The sequence below is a fragment of the Hyphomicrobium sp. D-2 genome (genome assembly GCF_029872155.1).
In the GTDB taxonomy this organism is placed as follows: domain Bacteria; phylum Pseudomonadota; class Alphaproteobacteria; order Rhizobiales; family Hyphomicrobiaceae; genus Hyphomicrobium_A.
The window spans coordinates 306310-323411 of the sequence record NZ_JARXLA010000008.1 but is presented as its reverse complement, the minus strand read 5'-3'; the positions used below and the strand labels follow the sequence as shown (position 1 = coordinate 323411).

Genomic DNA, 17102 nt, shown 5'->3' with positions numbered 1-17102 from the left:
TGGCCGGAGTGTCAATTCGGCGGCGCTGCTGTTTGCGCATTAAACGCCGCGCAGTTTCTCAGTCATCGTCGTGGTCATGCAGGTCCGGTCGCACGGAAGCGGCGCGCAAACGCGATTCCAGATTGTCGATGCGATCGAGCAGCTGCAACGCCAGCGCGATGCCGGGCACGTTGACGCCCAGGTCGCTCTGCAGGCGCTGTGCCTTTTGAATGCGCACGATGCTGGTGGCGGAAAACCGCCATTGCGGGCCGGCGTGGCTGCGCGGTTCGATGACGCCTTCGTCGACCAGCTCCATCACCCATTCAGTGCGAACGCGGCAGGTGCGGGTAAGATCGGCGAGCGTGATCTCTTCCTCGTCGAGAATAATCACGGACTGTTTTTGCTGTTCTGCCATCGATCGGACTCCCAGACTTGCGCGGGGATTGAACGGAAGCTCGCGTTCCATCTCTTTATACAGCTCCTTCGCCTTGTCGCTGTCGGCGGCGGGCGTTTCAATCTTCAGCACCGCGTGCATGTCACCCGGCGGGTTGGACGGAATGCCTTTGCCCTTCAGCCGCATCGTGCGTCCCTTGGTGGAGCCGGGTGGAATCTTCAGCATCACCGCGCCTTCCGGGGTCGGCACTTTGATGCTGGCGCCCAATGCCGCTTCCCACGGCGTAATCGGCAGATCGAGGTAGACATCCTTGCCCTCGACGCGGAAGTGCGGATCCGGTGCAAACGCTATCTCCAGATAGAGATCGCCGGGCTGGCCCTTGCCCATGCCAGGAGACCCCTGCCCCGCAAGGCGAATGCTCTGGCCCTCACGAATGCCCTTCGGGATCGTGATGCTGAGCGTGCGATCTTTCACGGTAACGTGGCCGGTATCATCGAGTTCCGGCACACGCAGGGTAATCTCGCGCTTGGCGCCGGTGTAGGCGTCGCGCAAATTGATGACCACCTTGGCGTGGTGATCCTCGCCAGGCATATGAAACTCGCGGCGCTGATAGCCGCCACGGCCCGCACCCGCTCCGGTACCGCCTGCACCGCCGCGACCTGTGCCGCGCATGCGTTCGCCAAACAGTCCCTCGAAGAAATCGGAGAACTGCGACGGGTCGGCATCGGTGTAGCCGCCGCCGGAAAATTCAGATCCTGCATCCCAGTTTGGCGGCGGGCGGAACTGCTGACCCTGCTGCCAGTTGGCGCCCAGTTCGTTATATGCAGCGCGCTTCTCTGGATCTTTTAGGACTTCGTAGGCTTCGCCAGCATCCTTGAACTTGGTCTCGGCATCGGGCTCCTTGTTCACATCGGGATGATAGGTGCGCGCCAGCTTGCGATACGCGCGCTTGATTTCATCCTGGGTGGCGGTGCGCTCGACACCGAGGATTTTGTAGTAGTCTTTGTATTCCATGGAGCCGGTGCTTCCTCCGCGACCTCGACGCAGGGCCGCAGCATAGCCGCCGCCTGTCGCTCAGCGGTTAATCTGTGATATCGACAAGGATTATTTCCGTCGTTGCGGCTGAAACCCGGCGACAAAGAAATGCGCGGCCTTTCCCTCGCGATGCCTTGGGTGTGCCGCCGTTGTTGTTTAGGTAATCGAAAGCTTTGCACCGCGCGCCTTTCGATGGGGGTCCTTGTCGCGCCTATGGACAGTCTGTTTGCGCCTCTTGATGACGAGCCGCGCGGCGCACCGGTGACGGTGCCCGTGGTGATGGCTGTCGCGCTGGATCAGACCTACGACTACATCGTGCCGCATGGCGTAGAAGTTGAGCCCGGTTGCTTTGTGCTGGTGCCGTTCGGGCCGCAAACCCGCACCGGTGTGGTGTGGGATCGGCCGGTGGGCGAACCGGGCAAGCCCGTCGATCCGAAGAAGCTGAAAGCCGTCGTTGCGCGGCTCGATGTGCCGCCGCTGCCGGAAATCACACTGCGCTTTGCCGAGTGGATCGCGAAATATACGTTGGCTCCGCTGGGTATGACCGTACGCATGATGATGAGCGCGCGCGCCGCGTTCGAGCCGGTGAAGCCACGCTTCGGCGTGACGATTGTTGCGGGCGCTGCTGAACCGGCGCGCATGACGCCAGCCCGCCACAAGGCGCTGGAAATTGCCGGCGATGGCGCCATTCGCGCCAAGTCGGCGCTGGCGCAGGAAGCGGGTTGTTCCACCGGTGTCATCGACGGTCTTGTCGCATCGGGCAATCTGGTGGAAGTGGCGATTCCGGAAAAGCGCCCGCCGCTGCCCGATCCGCATCATCGTGAGATGGAATTCACGCCGGAGCAGCATCAGGCGGTGCATGCGTTGCGCGCTTCTGTCGATGCGCAGAACTTTTCCGTCACGCTGCTGGATGGCGTCACCGGGTCGGGCAAGACGGAGGTTTATTTTGAGGCCGTCGCGCGTGCGCTAGAGCATGGCAGGCAGGCGGTTATCATGCTGCCGGAAATCGCGCTGACGGATCAGTTCATGCGTCGGTTTCATTCGCGCTTTGGCTGCGCGCCGGTGGAATGGCATTCGGCGCTGTCAGGGCCGGAGCGTGGTCGCGTGTGGCGGCAGGCGGCGACGGGTGAAGCGCGCGTTGTTGTCGGTGCCCGCTCGGCGCTGTTTCTGCCGTTCAGCGATCTCGGTCTCATCATCGTCGATGAAGAGCACGACGCGGGCTACAAGCAGGACGACCGCGTGCACTATCAGGCGCGCGACATGGCGGTGGTGCGCGGCAATCTCGGTGGCTTCCCGGTGTTGCTGGCGTCCGCCACACCATCAATCGAAACGCACGTCAACGCGCGCACCGGGCGCTATCGGCACGTCGTGCTGCCGGGGCGGTATTCCGGTGCATCGCTTCCCGATATAACGGCGATCGACCTGAAGACAACGCCGCCGGATAAAGGTCGCTGGCTTGCGCCGCCGTTGGTGGAAGCGGTTGCGAATACGCTGGCCGATGGCCAGCAAACGCTGCTGTTCCTCAACCGGCGTGGTTATGCGCCACTAACGCTGTGCCGGACGTGCGGGCATCGCATCGAATGTCCGCAGTGTACGGCGTGGCTGGTGGAGCACCGTTTTCGTGGGCGGCTGCATTGCCATCACTGTGGCTTTTCAATTCCGCTGCCCGAGAAGTGTCCGAAGTGCTCCGAGCCCGGGTCGCTGGTTGCGTGCGGGCCCGGTGTCGAACGCGTTGCGGAAGAAGTGGCTGAGCGTTTTCCAGATGCGCGCGTGGCGTTGCTGTCATCAGATCTCGTGCCGGGCCTGACAGAAATGCGCGAGATTATTCGCAGCATTGAAGCCGGCGGCATCGACATCGTCATCGGTACGCAGATGGTTGCCAAGGGCCATCACTTCCCGAACCTGGCAACGGTCGGCATCGTCGATGGCGATCTTGGTTTGGCGCAAGGCGCCGATCCGCGCGCGGGCGAACGCACATTCCAACTTTTGCATCAGGTGACGGGCCGCGCCGGCCGTGCGCTCACCGAAGGGCGCGGTCTGGTGCAAACGCATATGCCGGAGCATCCGGTGATGGCGGCGATTATTTCGGGCGACCGCGAAGCGTTTTTGAATCACGAGATTGCAACGCGGCGCAAAGGCCTTCTGCCGCCATTCGGACGATTGGTAGCGCTGGTTGTTGCAGCGCGCGAGAAAGACGTGGCGCAGCAGGTGGCGCGTGAAATTACACGCCGCGCGCCACGTTCAGAAAAAATCGAAGTGCTGGGTCCGGCGGAAGCGCCGCTGTCGATCATTCGCGGCCGGCATCGCTGGCGCATTCTGGTGAAAGCGCCGCGTGAGCTGGATGTGCAGGGCTATCTGCGCGCGTGGATGGCGGAGGTGCCGCCGCTGAAAGGTGACGTTCGCGTCTCGATTGACATCGACCCTTACAGCTTCCTTTGATGGTGGCAGCGTGGCTTCAGCAAGCCCGACATTTTGCAAAAACTGTTCGAATGAGAGCCACCAGTGCTGATTACATTTGCTGTTGCAGGTTATCGCTCGTTGCGAGATCTGGTCATCCCGCTTGGACAGCTGACGCTGGTGACGGGCGAGAATGGCAGCGGCAAAAGCAGCCTTTATCGTTCGATACGCCTGTTGGCTGACGTTGCGCAGGGGCGCGTCATTCCGGCGCTCGCGCGTGAAGGTGGGTTGCAGTCCACGCTGTGGGCAGGGCCGGAGCAGATATCGCGCAGGATGGTGCGCGGAGACGTGCCTGTGCAAGGCACGCGACGTGATGGGCCGATCGCACTGAAGCTCGGCTTTGCGGACCAAGACTACGGTTATGCGATAGACTTGGGTTTGCCGATACCGGATTCCAGAAGTGCGTTCGGCCGCGATCCGATGATCAAGTGCGAGGCCGTCTGGATGGGCGAGATGCTCAAACGGTCCAACGTATTGGCACAGCGAGCAGGTGCCGGTGTGAGCGTGATGACGAAGGGCGGGACGCGGAAGACCGTGATCTCGGATCTGGCATCATTTGACAGCATGATGACTCACGCAGCGGATCCCGAGCACATGCTGGAGCTGCTGGTGTTGCGCGAGAAAATGAAGTCCTGGCGCTTTTACGATCACTTTCGCACCGACGCAGATGCGCCCGCGCGCAAACCGCAGATCGGGACGCGAACGCCGGTGTTGGCTGCCGACGGCCATGATCTTCCATCTGCCATTCAGACTATTCTGGAAATAGGCAACGGCGCTGAATTGGAAGCAAGCGTGGACGACGCTTTTCCGGGTAGCGAACTGATTGTGTCTGAGGTCGATGGGTTGTTTGAACTGAGCATGCAACAGCGTGGCCTGTTGAGGCCGCTCCGGACATCCGAACTTTCAGACGGCACACTGCGATATCTGCTGCTGGTGGCAGCGCTCTTAAGCCCGCGACCTTCTCCGCTGCTTGTTCTCAACGAGCCAGAAACGAGTCTGCATCCCGATCTGTTGCCCGCATTGGGCCGCCTCATCGCCGCCGCGTCGAAGCGCTCGCAGGTGATCGTTGTGTCTCACGCGCCGACATTGGTCGATGAGTTGTCGAAAGTGCAGGGCTGCTCGATCCTGAAACTGCACAAGGTGCTGGGTGAGACCAGAATCGATGACATGACACCTCCGGGTTGGGCGTGGCCCCAACGATGAGGGTGTGCTCAGCAAAGTGTTCAGGAGCCGAAAGAAATGGCCGGACCTTGGGGGGAAAGGTCCGGCCGGGACTGAGCGCGAGGGTGGCAGCGCCCAGTCGCAATTATCGTTTCATCGTCATGCTTGGACCGATGATTCACGCGTTGGACTGTCAGGGTCCGAAGCGATCATGGTCTGGGTCTTGAAACTCGTACGAACGCTGAAACGCATTTCTCCGTGGGGGCGTCGGGTCGTGTTTGAGGGGTGTTAGCTAAGTACGTAAGTACGGGAGCGAAGGTGCCGGGGGCCGAAACCCCCGGCTCGGAGGAAGTGTCGCGGATGGCTAGCGACGCGAAGCCTCCGAAGCGATGACACCGAGCATCAGAGCGGCGGCACCGATTGCGATGTACTTTCCGGTGTTGTCCTTCTTGCGATAGTGGCCGTGATGGTGGCCATGGCCGCGACCGCGATTCTTGTAGTGACCGTGTCCGTAGCCCGGACCGCCGTGGTTGTAATGCTTGCCGCCGTAATATCCGCCGTGGCGGGGGCCGGCTTCAGCGGCGGTCGTCAGGGTACCCAGGCTGCCGACTGCGATAGCGGCGGCGGTGGCAACAGCGGTGAACTTGCGAGCGATGGTCATTGTCTTTCCCCTTTGGCCTTCTGGCCTTTGATCTCGGTGCCGGCTGTCCCGCCGACCATGGAAAGCATTCAACACTTTCCGGGCTGAACCCTCTCTGAAGGTGGCATGCAGGTTCTGTTCATCTGGTTAGGTCGGCCAAATGATCGCCAAATGCGGCATTCGGGCGCCTATCCCCCGTTGAAGGGTGGCCCGGTGCATGTTAGAGAACCCGCGCACTTTACAGGTGTGCTGGGGCATCACGTGCTTGCGGCCACCTTCGGTGCGGACTGAATTTCCTCAAAACGGGGGAGGGTGTGGCTGGCCATTTGGCCTGATTGCCCCCGTTTTTGGCTGCCGGCGAGAGCGTTTTCACGTGGCAACGGACAATCATATGACGTCAGGTGTTGCGGGGCGCTATGCCTCGGCGCTGTTTGAATTAGCGCGGGAGCAGGGCGAACTCGACGCTGTCGATGCCGATCTCTCCAAGTTTCAGGGTCTGCTCAACGGGAGCGAAGACCTCAAGCGGTTGGTTAACAGCCCCGCTTTTGCGGCCGAAGATCAGGAGCGCGCCTTGAAGGCGGTGCTCGATTGGGCCTCTGTCGGCGCTACAACCGGCAATTTCCTCAAGGTGGTGGCGCGCAATCGGCGCCTGTCAGCTGCTGAGGACATCATCAAGAATTTCCGCCAGCAGCTTGCCCTTCACCGGGGTGAGATGACGGCCGAAGTACAGTCGGCGGTTCAGCTCAGCGATGAGCAGCTCGCCGAGCTGAAGAATACGCTGAAGGCGTCCTACGGTAAGGATGTGCGGCTGGAAACCAAGATTGACCCCTCGCTGCTTGGCGGCCTGGTGGTCAAAGTTGGCAGCCGTATGTTTGATTCCTCGCTGCGGACGAAGCTCTCAAATCTAAAGGTCGTGCTGAAGGGCGCCTGATCGGGGAGACCGGCTGCGGGCTTTCCCTGCGGCCGCTCCTGGAAAAGGGCTCCGGCGCCGCTGGCGCCAGCACGTAACGAAGCGCTGTAAGGGAAGAGGCAAGTGATGGACATCCGGGCCGCAGAGATCTCCTCGATCCTCAAGGACCAGATCAAGAATTTCGGCAAGGAAGCCGAGGTCTCAGAAATCGGCCAGGTGCTGTCGGTTGGCGACGGTATTGCCCGTGTTTACGGGCTCGACAACGTCCAGGCGGGCGAAATGGTCGAGTTTCCGGGCGGCATTCGCGGCATGGCTCTGAACCTTGAGGCTGACAACGTCGGTATCGTTATTTTCGGCGACGACCGTGGCATCAAGGAAGGCGATACGGTCAAGCGTACCGGTGCCATCGTGGAAGTGCCGGTCGGCAAGGGTCTGCTGGGTCGCGTCGTTGACGCTCTCGGTAACCCGATCGACGGCAAGGGCCCGATCGAGTTCACCGAGAAGAAGCGCGTCGACGTTAAGGCGCTCGGCATTCTGCCCCGCAAGTCGGTGCACGAGCCGATGGCAACCGGCCTCAAGGCCGTTGACGCTCTGATCCCCGTTGGCCGCGGCCAGCGCGAGCTGATCATCGGCGATCGCCAGACCGGCAAGACCGCCATCATTCTCGATACCATTCTGAACCAGAAGGCGATCAACGCCGCAGCCAAGAGCGACAAGGACAAGCTTTATTGCGTGTACGTCGCTATCGGCCAGAAGCGTTCGACCGTTGCCCAGTTCGTGAAGGTTCTGGAAGAGCAGGGCGCGCTGGAATACTCGATCGTTGTCGCTGCTACCGCTTCGGAGCCCGCTCCGCTGCAGTATCTCGCACCGTTCACCGGCTGCACGATGGGCGAATACTTCCGCGACAACGGCATGCATGCCGTGATCGCCTATGACGACCTTTCCAAGCAGGCCGTTGCTTACCGTCAGATGTCGCTGTTGCTGCGTCGTCCGCCGGGCCGCGAAGCTTATCCGGGCGACGTGTTCTATCTCCACTCCCGCCTGCTTGAGCGCGCTGCGAAGCTGAACGACGACCATGGCGCCGGTTCGCTGACCGCACTTCCGGTCATCGAGACCCAGGCTAACGACGTGTCGGCCTACATTCCGACTAACGTGATTTCGATCACCGACGGTCAGATCTTCCTTGAAACCGACCTCTTCTATCAGGGTATCCGTCCGGCCGTTAACGTCGGTCTGTCGGTGTCGCGCGTTGGCTCGGCAGCCCAGACGAAGGCGATGAAGCAGGTCGCTGGCAAGATCAAGGGTGAGCTGGCGCAGTACCGCGAAATGGCGGCCTTCGCTCAGTTCGGCTCGGATCTCGACGCCGCAACCCAGAAGATGCTTGCCCGTGGTGCACGTCTGACCGAACTCCTGAAGCAGCCGCAGTTCTCGCCGCTGCAGATGGAAGAGCAGGTTTGCGTGATCTTCGCCGGTACGCGCGGTTACCTCGATAACCTGCCGGTTAGCTCGGTTGGCAAGTTCGAGCAGGATCTGCTCCGCCTGCTGCGTACCGACGGCAAGGATATCCTTGAGGACATCCGCTCCAAGAAGGCGCTTTCTGAAGACACCGAGAAGAAGCTTGTCGCGTTCGTCGACAAGTTCTCCAAGGGCTTCACCGCCTAATTATCGATTGTGATCCGGGCGCGCCATTAGGGCGCCCCCGGGGCCAGCAGGATAAGAAGGAAGGCGCCGCCCGATGGCGAGCTTGAAAGACCTCAGAAATCGCATCTCCTCAGTGAAGGCGACGCGTAAAATCACCAAGGCGATGCAGATGGTTGCCGCGGCGAAGCTTCGCCGTGCGCAGGAAGTCGCAACCGCCGCCCGTCCCTACGCCGAGCGTATGGACCAGATGATCGCCAACCTCGGTTCGCGCGTCACTGACAAGGGTTCGGCGCCGCTCCTGGCCGGCACCGGCCGCGATAACGTCCATCTGATGGTTGTGATGACCGGCGAGCGTGGTCTTGCCGGTGGTTTCAACGGCAACATCTCCAAGCTTGCCCGTCAGGACGCACAGCGTCTCCTCGCCGCCGGCAAGACCGTGAAGATGATCATGGTTGGCCGTAAGGGTGCTGAAGCCCTGAAGCGCGAGCTGGGCGAGCATTATATTGATCGCATCGATCTGCGCGCCGTGCGCCAGGTTGCATTCGCCAACGCCGATGAGATCGCGCAGAAGCTGCTGCGCCTCTACGAAGCGGGCGAGTTTGATGTGGCGACGCTGTACTTCTCGGAGTTCAAGTCGGTCATCAAGCAGGTGCCGACCGCACTTCAGCTTATCCCCGCCAAGCTGCCCGACGGCAAGGCTGAGGCAGCGGGTGGCGCTGAGGCGATTCACCAGTACGAGCCGAGCGAGGAAGAAGTTCTTGGCGACCTGGTCACCTTGAATATCTCGACTCAGATCTTCCGCGGCCTGCTGGAGAACGTTGCTTCGTTCTATGGCGCGCAGATGAGCGCGATGGATTCGGCAACGCGCAACGCTGGCGAGATGATCAACAAGCTGACGCTTACGTACAACCGTACCCGTCAGGCAATGATCACCAAGGAACTCATCGAGATCATCTCGGGCGCTGAGGCCGTATAAGCGGCCGGCGAGAAGGGATCTGGGGAAACGTCATGGCGTACAGGACGACAGCAACGACCAAGGGGGGGCGCGATGGACGCGCTGTCCTCGACGAGTCCAAGCTGGCGCTTGCCATGGCATTGCCCAAGGAACTCGGTGGATCGGGTGAAGGCCACAATCCGGAGCAGCTTTTCGCTCTGGGCTGGTCGTCATGCTTCGGCCAGGCGGTTTTGCTGCTGGCAAAGAAGCACGGTCTTGATGGTCAGGCCGCGCGGGTATCCTGCGCGGTTTCGCTCGATAAGGACGCTACGAGCTTCGGGCTTGCGGCGGAAATTACACTCTCAATTCCTGGCGCCGACCGCGACAAGGTCGAGGCGCTGCTGAAAGAAGCTCACGAAATCTGTCCGTACTCGAAGGCGACGCGCGGGAACATTCCCGTCACGCTGACGGTCGCCTGAAATTCATCTGCTGGAGACGCAAATGGCAAACAAAGTTGGTCGCATTCGCCAGGTTACGGGCGCCGTCGTTGACGTGCAGTTCGACGGTCACCTGCCGGCAATTCTGAACGCGCTTGAGACGAAGAATCAGGGCAACCGCCTTGTGCTCGAAGTCGCTCAGCATCTCGGCGAAAACACCGTGCGTACCATCGCCATGGACTCTACCGAAGGTCTCGTCCGCGGTCAGGAAGTCAGCGACACCGGATCGCCGATCAAGGTGCCGGTTGGTGACGCTACGCTGGGCCGCATCATGAACGTGATCGGCGAGCCGGTTGACGAAGCCGGGCCGATCCAGGGCGCGACCGAAGCTCCGATCCATGCGCCTGCGCCTTCGTTCCAGGACCAGTCGACCGAAGCTGAAATTCTTGTCACGGGCATCAAGGTCGTTGACCTGCTCGCTCCGTACGCCAAGGGCGGCAAGATCGGCCTGTTCGGCGGCGCCGGCGTCGGCAAGACCGTGCTCATCATGGAGCTCATCAACAACGTTGCGAAGGCACACGGTGGTTACTCCGTGTTCGCTGGCGTGGGTGAGCGTACGCGTGAAGGCAACGATCTCTATCACGAGATGATCGAGTCGAAGGTGAACATCGACCCGAAGGAAAACAACGGCTCGACCGCTGGTTCCAAGTGCGCGCTGGTGTATGGCCAGATGAACGAGCCGCCGGGCGCTCGCGCTCGCGTTGCTCTCGCCGGTCTGACGGTTGCTGAGCACTTCCGTGACCAGGGCCAGGACGTGCTGTTCTTCGTGGACAACATCTTCCGCTTCACCCAGGCCGGTTCTGAGGTGTCGGCGCTTCTCGGCCGTATTCCTTCGGCCGTGGGTTATCAGCCGACGCTGGCCACCGACATGGGTGCTCTGCAGGAGCGCATCACCACCACGCAGAAGGGCTCGATCACCTCGGTGCAGGCCATTTACGTTCCGGCCGACGACTTGACCGACCCTGCTCCGGCAACCTCGTTCGCGCATCTTGACGCGACGACCGTGCTTTCGCGTTCGATCGCTGAAAAGGGCATCTATCCGGCTGTGGACCCGCTCGACTCCACGTCGCGCATGCTCGATCCGCGCATCATCGGTGAGGAGCACTATAAGGTTGCTCGCCAGGTGCAGGAAATCCTTCAGCGTTACAAGGCACTGCAGGACATCATCGCAATTCTCGGCATGGACGAACTGTCTGAGGACGACAAGGTGGCCGTGGCGCGCGCCCGCAAGATCGAGCGCTTCCTGTCGCAGCCGTTCCACGTCGCCGAAGTGTTCACGGGTTCGCCCGGCAAGCTCGTCTCGCTGGCTGACACGATCAAGGGCTTCCAGGGTCTGGTCAACGGCGATTACGATCACCTCCCCGAGCAGGCCTTCTACATGGTCGGCAGCATCGAGGAAGCGATCGCCAAGGCCGAAAAGATGGCTGAAGCTGCCTGATAATTTAACCGGGGCCCCGGCAATCGATCGGGGCCCGATTCAAGGACGACCGTTATGGCCGTTGGAACTTCAGGCGTGCATGAGTTCGGCACCTGCTGCGTTGACCTGCAGGATGCTATGAGCGGCGAGGAGTTCGAACCACTCCTGACCGTGGGCGAGGACGGCGTGCTCTATATGTCCGTTGGCCTGATCGACCTCGATGAAGAGGACGATGACGCCGGCATGGTAGATCATCCGATGTTCTTCTGCCCGTTCTGCGGAACGAAGCTGCAGACCGTCGAAGACGTGCGCGCCAAGACCGGCGATGTCGACGAAGACGACGAGGACTGAGGACAGTTTGAACGATGGCAGCGACTTTCAATTTTGAGCTGGTGACGCCTGAGCGCCTTCTGTTTTCAGGTCAGGTTGAGCAGGTTGTGGTCCCCGGTGCCGAAGGTGACTTCGCTGTACTGGCTGGGCACTCTCCGTTCATCTCCACCATTCGTCCGGGTATTCTTGAGGTGACCTCGCCGGAAGGGCGCCAGCAGCTTCTGGTCAAGAAGGGCGTTGCCGAAGCCGATCCCGATCGCCTGACCATCCTGGCGCAGTCGGCGGTATCGGTTGAGGATTTGCGGGGCGATCGCCTCGCTAGCGAACTCAAGGCCGCTGAGGCTCAGCTTGCTGAGGCAAAGGACGATCATGCTCGCATGACGGCTGAGGGTCTGATTGACCTTTTGAAGCGTATCCAGCTCAAGGCTTGAGCCGGACTTATCGGCGGATGAGACCGCCGAAGCTGGCTTCTGCACTGAAAAATCACAAAGTCCGCATGTCTCACGACGTGCGGACTTTTTCGTTTATTGACAATTTTAGAAAAAGTGGCAAAGTAGCATGGTTAAGAGGAAGTCTTGTTGCCACTTATGGCGTTTAAATGTCGAAAGGATTTCGAAATGGAAGCAATTGTACGACGATCTTTAATCCAACGCTGTGTGTTGGCAATTGATTATCCGCCTGGATTGAGGAGCGTTGAGCCTCATGCTCTAGGTTACAGCAGTGATGGCAATATCTTATTGCGTGCCTACCAGCGCTCCGGTGCTAGCGCTTCTGGCGAACATGAACATTGGAAGCTATTTAGGTTGGATAAGGTTATTAGCATCAACATATCGGCCGATATGTTTGATGGGCCTCGACCTGAGTATAAGCGAGGTGATCGGTCGATGAGGGGCGGAATTATCGTCGAGCTATAGAAAGCGCCAGCCAATCTACTCGGCCGCGACGGCCATGGCGGCAGGCGAGCCGAAGCGTGCGAACTCCCGCGCAACTTCCTCGTACACAGGACGGCGATAGCCGATGGCCAGCGACGGCACCTCCGCGAGCGGCACCCACCGCCATTCCTCGAACTCGGGCTTGCTCGCGCCGCCCTTCGGCGTGATGTCGATCTCGCTGTCAGGACCGTCGAAACGCATCGCATACCAGCGCAGGCGATGCCCGGCGTAGCGGCCCTTGAGGGCAATGCCCATCAACTCCGGCGGTAGATGATACGTCAGCCAGGTGGGGATCTCGCCGATGAGCGTCGCATTGGTGACGCCGGTTTCCTCCCATAACTCACGGAAGGCGGCCTCGCGCGAGGGCTCCATCGGCTCGATGCCGCCCTGGGGCAGTTGCCAGACGGTTTCGCTGCCCGCCGCAATGGCGGCGTTGCCCGTGGCCCACTTCGGGCGGTGTTTGCCCATCCAGACGTGGCCATCCCGATTGAACAGCACAACACCGACGCACGGCCGCATGGGCAGCGCGATGGTGGAAGCATTGGATGAGCGCGAAGTGGACATGTGTTGCCAGCTATCAACAGTACGAGTGCGAGAAAATTGATTCTATCCGAGTTTGTTGCGAAAATTAAGCTATTCTATGACGTTAACAAAAATGTGCACCGATGCATCGGTGTGGCGTCATCGCAGCGGTTCAGCGTGCGATGCAAACGCCGATACAACCTGCTGATATACCGAGCGTTTGAACGGAACGATGAGGTCCGCGACCCGATCCAGCGGGTTCCAGCGCCAGTGCGAAAACTCCGCCTTGTGTCCTGCGGGAGCGGCGATGTTGATCTCGCTTTCGTCGCCATCGAAACGCATAGCGAACCACTTTTGCGCCTGCCCGCGATATTTTCCCTTCCAGGCCTTGCCGATCAGTTCCGGTGGCAGATCGTATCGTAGCCAGTCGTCCGTCTCGCCGATGATGATGGCCGAGCGAATGCTTGTTTCTTCGTACAGCTCACGCAAGGCCGCTTCAGCCGGGTCCTCGCCCTTGTCGATGCCACCCTGGGGCATCTGCCACCACGCGCCCGGGCCCTCAGGCTCGCCCGGCGCGTCGGCGCGGCGCCCGATCCAGACGAGGCCGTCGCGATTGAACAGCGCGATGCCAACACAGGGGCGATAGTCGGCCGAGATTGGGTGGTGTGATTTGCTCATTGGATCGACGTCTCGGTTGTCAGGAGGCTGCTCGCAGGACCCGACGCCGGAACTGCGCGGATCTCAGGAATTGAGATTAGCACTAGCGGACCTGTGTGGCAGCTGAGTGGGGCTGGCGGTCACATACGAAGAGCCAAGTCAACACGTCAGTCCGAAGCTCGCGCCATGGGATTGGCCTCGCGAATGGGGCGCCGGCGTCGGAGTGTGATGGCCTGCCGATAATCCGGCTAGTTCGGCACCCGCATCGGTCTCGAAAAAGAAAACAGCCGGACCGCAGTTTGCGATCCGGCTGGTTGTCAGTGTCGGAAACTGGCGATCTCTGCGACCTCAGTTCTTGGCCTTTTCCTTGGCGCCTTCCGGCTGAGCCTTCTGGGCGGTCTGGCTGTCCGTGGCCGTGCCGCGCAGGAACGAAAGCGCATACTGGAGCTGAGTGTCCTTCTCCGCTTCCTTGGGCACATAAGCCGACGAACCCGAAGATTCCTTGGCAGCTTCCTTGCCCTCTTCTTCTTCCTTGCCGGTCTCCGGATTGCGGAGATGGCCGCGCAGCGATGCCTCGCCGCGTGAATTGTCGGCGGCGGATACAGTCTTCTTCTTCAGCTCTTCCGGCAGTTCCTGTTCGATCACGATGTCAGGGTCGATGCCCTTGGCCTGGATCGAGCGGTTGGACGGCGTGTAGTAGCGCGCCGTCGTCAGGCGGATGGCGCCGTTTGCGCCCAGCGGGATGATGGTCTGCACCGAGCCCTTGCCGAACGAACGCGTGCCGATGACGGTGGCGCGCTTGTGGTCCTGCAGTGCACCAGCGACGATTTCAGACGCCGAGGCCGAGCCACCGTTGATGAGCACGACAACCTTCTTGCCGTCCGTCAGATCGCCGGGGTTTGCCTGCGCGCGCTGAGTTTCCTCGTTGTTGCGGCCCTTGGTCAGAACCACGGCACCGCGGTCGAGGAAGTCATCGGACACAGCAATCGCCTGATCCAGCAAACCGCCGGGGTTGTTGCGCAGATCGATGATGTAGCCCTTGAGATTCTTGCCCAGTTCCTTCTTGGCAGTCTCGATCGCCTTCACCAGGTTGGCGTGGGTCTGCTCGTTGAAGGTGGTGACCTTGATGTAGGCGATGTCGTCACCCTCGTTGCGGGCTTTGACGGCATTGATGCGGATGATGTCGCGCGTCACCTTCACGTCGAAGGGATCGTCGGTGCCCTTGCGCACGATCGTCAGGCTGATCGGCGTGTTGACCGGCCCGCGCATTTTCTCAACCGCCTGCTCCAGCGTCAGACCGACGATCTGCTCACCGTCCAGGTGGGTGATCAGGTCGTTTGCCTGCAGTCCGGCCTTGTATGCGGGGGTGTCGTCGATCGGCGACACGACCTTCACGACGCCGTTCTCCATCGTCACTTCGATGCCGAGGCCGCCGAACTCACCGCGCGTCTGCACCTGCATGTCGCGATAGTTCTTGGGGCTCAGATAGGACGAGTGCGGGTCAAGGGCAGTGAGCATGCCATTGATGGCCGACTCGATCAGCATCGTGTCGTCCGGCTTGTCGACATAGTCGGCGCGAACGCGCTCAAGCACGTCGCCGAACAGATCGAGCTGACGATACAGTTCTGAATTCTGCGAGGCCGAAGCCGAGTAGGTGCGCGTAACGTTGAGGAGGGTCGTCGCTCCGGCGAGGCCCGTCATCAGCAGGAACGTCCAGAAGGCGAATTCCGTCTTGCGCATTATCCTTGCACCTTTCGATCCCTCGCGGCCCACCATGGGTCGGGGTTTACAGGCCGTCCGTCCTTACGAAACTCCACGTAGAGGACGGGGGCACTATTAGCGGCAACGGGGCGTGTCTGTTGCGACCAGCCACTCATAGTTCCGATGGGCTCAGCCGCGAGCACGAATTGTCCCGGCTGAACGTCGATCTGAGATAGGCCGGCTAGCAGAACATGATAGCCGTCGCCGGCATTGATTATCAAGAGTTGGCCGTAGCTGCGAAACTCACCAGCGTAAACGATCCAGCCGTCGCACGGCGAGGTGACCTGAGCGCCCTGCCGGGTCTCAAGAACGATGCCTTTGGACTGTCCGCCGTACTGCGTCTTGTCGTTGAAGTTGAGCACCTTCCGACCTTGTACAGGAAGCGGCAAAAGCCCTTTTGTCTTGATAAATTCGACCTCGGGCTCGATTCTGCCGGGGCGCCCCAAGGCTGTGCTCGGTGCCAGTTCGACCACATTCAAATCCTTCTCGGCGCTCTTTGCGGGCGATGCTTTTGCATCGGCTGTTCGCGCTGCCGGAGGGGCATCGATGGGGGTGGGTGCGTCACTGGCTGAAGATGAATTCGGCGTAATGTTGGGCTTTTCTCGCGCCCGTTGGGCTTCATAGGCGCCCAGCCCGGTGTTCGTCTGCACCGCCTTGTCGAGTTGAACGATAAGGTCGTTGAGGTTGTTGACGTTGCGCGAGATGTCGGCGGCAGCCGTGCGCATCTGCTTCAGTTCGGACTGGCGCTGGTCCAGGGCAACGCTTTTCTCCTGCATCAGACCGGACAGGCGCACGCGGGCATCGTTGAAGTGGGCCATCTCGCTGCGCAGCTTGTCGCGCTGGGTGCGGATGTCGCCCGTCACGCGGGCAAGCTCATTCAAGCGGGTCATCAGTGCTTGCGCCTGATTGCCGAGTTCGGGAAATGCAGCCGACAACAGCATGGCACTGCGCACCATCTCCAACGCGTCTTCCCGGTCGGTGATGATTGCGGGCGGTGGATTGCGGCCCATGCGCTGGAGCGCACCCAACAGCTTTGCAATCTGGTCGTTGCGCTGGCTGAGCGAGCCTCGCAGGATGCGTTCCTGGCTCTCCAGCTCTTCCAGCCGGGATTCAATGTCGGTGAGCTGGCCTTCGCTGTCCTTGATGATCTTGGCAGTATCCACCAACTGCGTGTTCAGGCGCTCGCGTTCGGCGGCCAGGCCGTCAACGTCGCCTTCGAGGGATTTGGCCCGCTGCTGGGCGTTCTGCAGTTCCTGCTGCTTATGCTCAAGCCGACTCTTTGCTTCCTCCGCAGAGGCAGGCTTTGAGCGATCCTGAGCGATGGCGGACGGGAGGCACATCGGCGCAGCAACACCGGTGACGGCCAGTACGGCCGCCAGCAGGCGAAAACGGTGGTGGATGGAAAAGGTCAGGCGTGCCCGCGTCAAAGGCCGATTGCTCCGAATAATATGGCTGAGTCTCTACTGAGGCTGGAAATACGGCAATTATGGCGCGCAGGCCTTGCCAGAGGGTTGCGGGGCTCTGCTTTGTACGCCAGCAGCCAGCAGATACGGTTTGCGGGCCGAAGTTCAAAGGCCTAATGAATGGCCCAGCAAACAGGGATCGAACGCGATGGAAACAGTGCTCTACCACATGACCACGATAGCGGTGGTGGCGGTGGCTATCGTGCTTTTTCTCGGCATTATGACGATCGGGCAGGGCAGGCCCAACCTTAGCCAGAAGCTGATGCGGTGGCGCGTCGGCCTGCAGGCGTTGGCAATTGCCATCATTGTGCTCTACGCGGTCGTTCATACCTACGTCTGAAGGCGCTGGCCGCGGCGGTCGCCATCGGATCG

At 60.8% G+C, this 17102-nt stretch carries 16 protein-coding genes; 10 read left to right on the top strand and 6 right to left on the bottom strand.

Features of this window, described 5'->3' with window-relative positions:
• Positions 1-58 precede the first annotated feature (58 nt).
• The gene (locus tag QEZ49_RS13945) at positions 59-1387 is read right to left on the bottom strand and encodes a DnaJ C-terminal domain-containing protein (RefSeq protein ID WP_280387796.1); all 1329 of its coding nucleotides are present in this window, start codon (positions 1385-1387) and stop codon (positions 59-61) included.
• A gap of 234 nt (positions 1388-1621) precedes the next feature.
• On the opposite strand from QEZ49_RS13945, the gene QEZ49_RS13940 reads away from it, so the two are divergent.
• Positions 1622-3847 (top strand): primosomal protein N', encoded by a 2226-nt coding sequence (locus QEZ49_RS13940; RefSeq protein WP_280387795.1) that lies wholly within the window; start codon positions 1622-1624, stop codon positions 3845-3847.
• Positions 3848-3910: 63 nt separating this feature from the next.
• Complete coding sequence (locus tag QEZ49_RS13935; protein ID WP_280387793.1) at positions 3911-5068, top strand: AAA family ATPase; 1158 nt, start codon at positions 3911-3913, stop codon at positions 5066-5068.
• Between the two features lie 322 nt (positions 5069-5390).
• On the opposite strand, the gene QEZ49_RS13930 is transcribed toward QEZ49_RS13935, so the two are convergent.
• Positions 5391-5687, bottom strand: coding sequence for a hypothetical protein (locus tag QEZ49_RS13930; RefSeq protein WP_280387791.1), 297 nt, complete (start codon positions 5685-5687; stop codon positions 5391-5393).
• A 352-nt stretch (positions 5688-6039) separates the two neighbouring features.
• On the opposite strand from QEZ49_RS13930, the gene QEZ49_RS13925 reads away from it, so the two are divergent.
• The 7 genes from QEZ49_RS13925 (at position 6040) to QEZ49_RS13895 (ending at position 11826) form a co-directional block, all read left to right on the top strand.
• Positions 6040-6597 carry a F0F1 ATP synthase subunit delta gene (locus QEZ49_RS13925; protein WP_280387789.1) on the top strand — a complete coding sequence of 186 codons (558 nt, stop codon included), beginning with the start codon at positions 6040-6042 and terminating at the stop codon, positions 6595-6597.
• A 105-nt stretch (positions 6598-6702) separates the two neighbouring features.
• On the top strand, positions 6703-8238 hold the full coding sequence (gene atpA / locus QEZ49_RS13920) for a F0F1 ATP synthase subunit alpha (RefSeq protein WP_280387787.1): 1536 nt from the start codon (positions 6703-6705) through the stop codon (positions 8236-8238).
• 73 nt (positions 8239-8311) lie between these two features.
• Positions 8312-9193: a F0F1 ATP synthase subunit gamma gene (locus QEZ49_RS13915; protein ID WP_280387785.1), complete on the top strand. Its 882-nt coding sequence runs from the start codon at positions 8312-8314 to the stop codon at positions 9191-9193.
• Positions 9194-9225: 32 nt separating this feature from the next.
• Complete coding sequence (locus QEZ49_RS13910) at positions 9226-9630, top strand: organic hydroperoxide resistance protein (RefSeq protein WP_280387783.1); 405 nt, start codon at positions 9226-9228, stop codon at positions 9628-9630.
• A 22-nt stretch (positions 9631-9652) separates the two neighbouring features.
• Complete coding sequence (gene atpD / locus QEZ49_RS13905) at positions 9653-11086, top strand: F0F1 ATP synthase subunit beta (RefSeq protein WP_068459683.1); 1434 nt, start codon at positions 9653-9655, stop codon at positions 11084-11086.
• Positions 11087-11140: 54 nt separating this feature from the next.
• Positions 11141-11416 (top strand): hypothetical protein, encoded by a 276-nt coding sequence (locus QEZ49_RS13900; protein ID WP_245281800.1) that lies wholly within the window; start codon positions 11141-11143, stop codon positions 11414-11416.
• A 14-nt stretch (positions 11417-11430) separates the two neighbouring features.
• Positions 11431-11826, top strand: a complete 396-nt coding sequence (locus QEZ49_RS13895; protein WP_280387779.1) for a F0F1 ATP synthase subunit epsilon — start codon at positions 11431-11433, stop codon at positions 11824-11826.
• Positions 11827-12324: 498 nt separating this feature from the next.
• On the opposite strand, the gene QEZ49_RS13890 is transcribed toward QEZ49_RS13895, so the two are convergent.
• From QEZ49_RS13890 to QEZ49_RS13875, 4 genes are all read right to left on the bottom strand, one after another.
• On the bottom strand, positions 12325-12891 hold the full coding sequence (locus QEZ49_RS13890) for an RNA pyrophosphohydrolase (RefSeq protein ID WP_280387777.1): 567 nt from the start codon (positions 12889-12891) through the stop codon (positions 12325-12327).
• Positions 12892-13008: 117 nt separating this feature from the next.
• Positions 13009-13527, bottom strand: coding sequence for an RNA pyrophosphohydrolase (locus QEZ49_RS13885; RefSeq protein ID WP_280387775.1), 519 nt, complete (start codon positions 13525-13527; stop codon positions 13009-13011).
• Positions 13528-13854: 327 nt separating this feature from the next.
• Positions 13855-15246, bottom strand: a complete 1392-nt coding sequence (locus QEZ49_RS13880) for a S41 family peptidase (protein ID WP_280387772.1) — start codon at positions 15244-15246, stop codon at positions 13855-13857.
• Positions 15246-16694 carry a peptidoglycan DD-metalloendopeptidase family protein gene (locus QEZ49_RS13875; protein WP_280387770.1) on the bottom strand — a complete coding sequence of 483 codons (1449 nt, stop codon included), beginning with the start codon at positions 16692-16694 and terminating at the stop codon, positions 15246-15248. Before QEZ49_RS13875 ends, QEZ49_RS13880 begins: the two co-directional genes overlap by 1 nt.
• 184 nt (positions 16695-16878) lie before the next feature.
• On the opposite strand from QEZ49_RS13875, the gene QEZ49_RS13870 reads away from it, so the two are divergent.
• Entirely contained in the window at positions 16879-17070 is a 192-nt protein-coding gene (locus QEZ49_RS13870; RefSeq protein ID WP_280387768.1) for a twin transmembrane helix small protein, read from the top strand.
• Positions 17071-17102 lie beyond the last annotated feature (32 nt).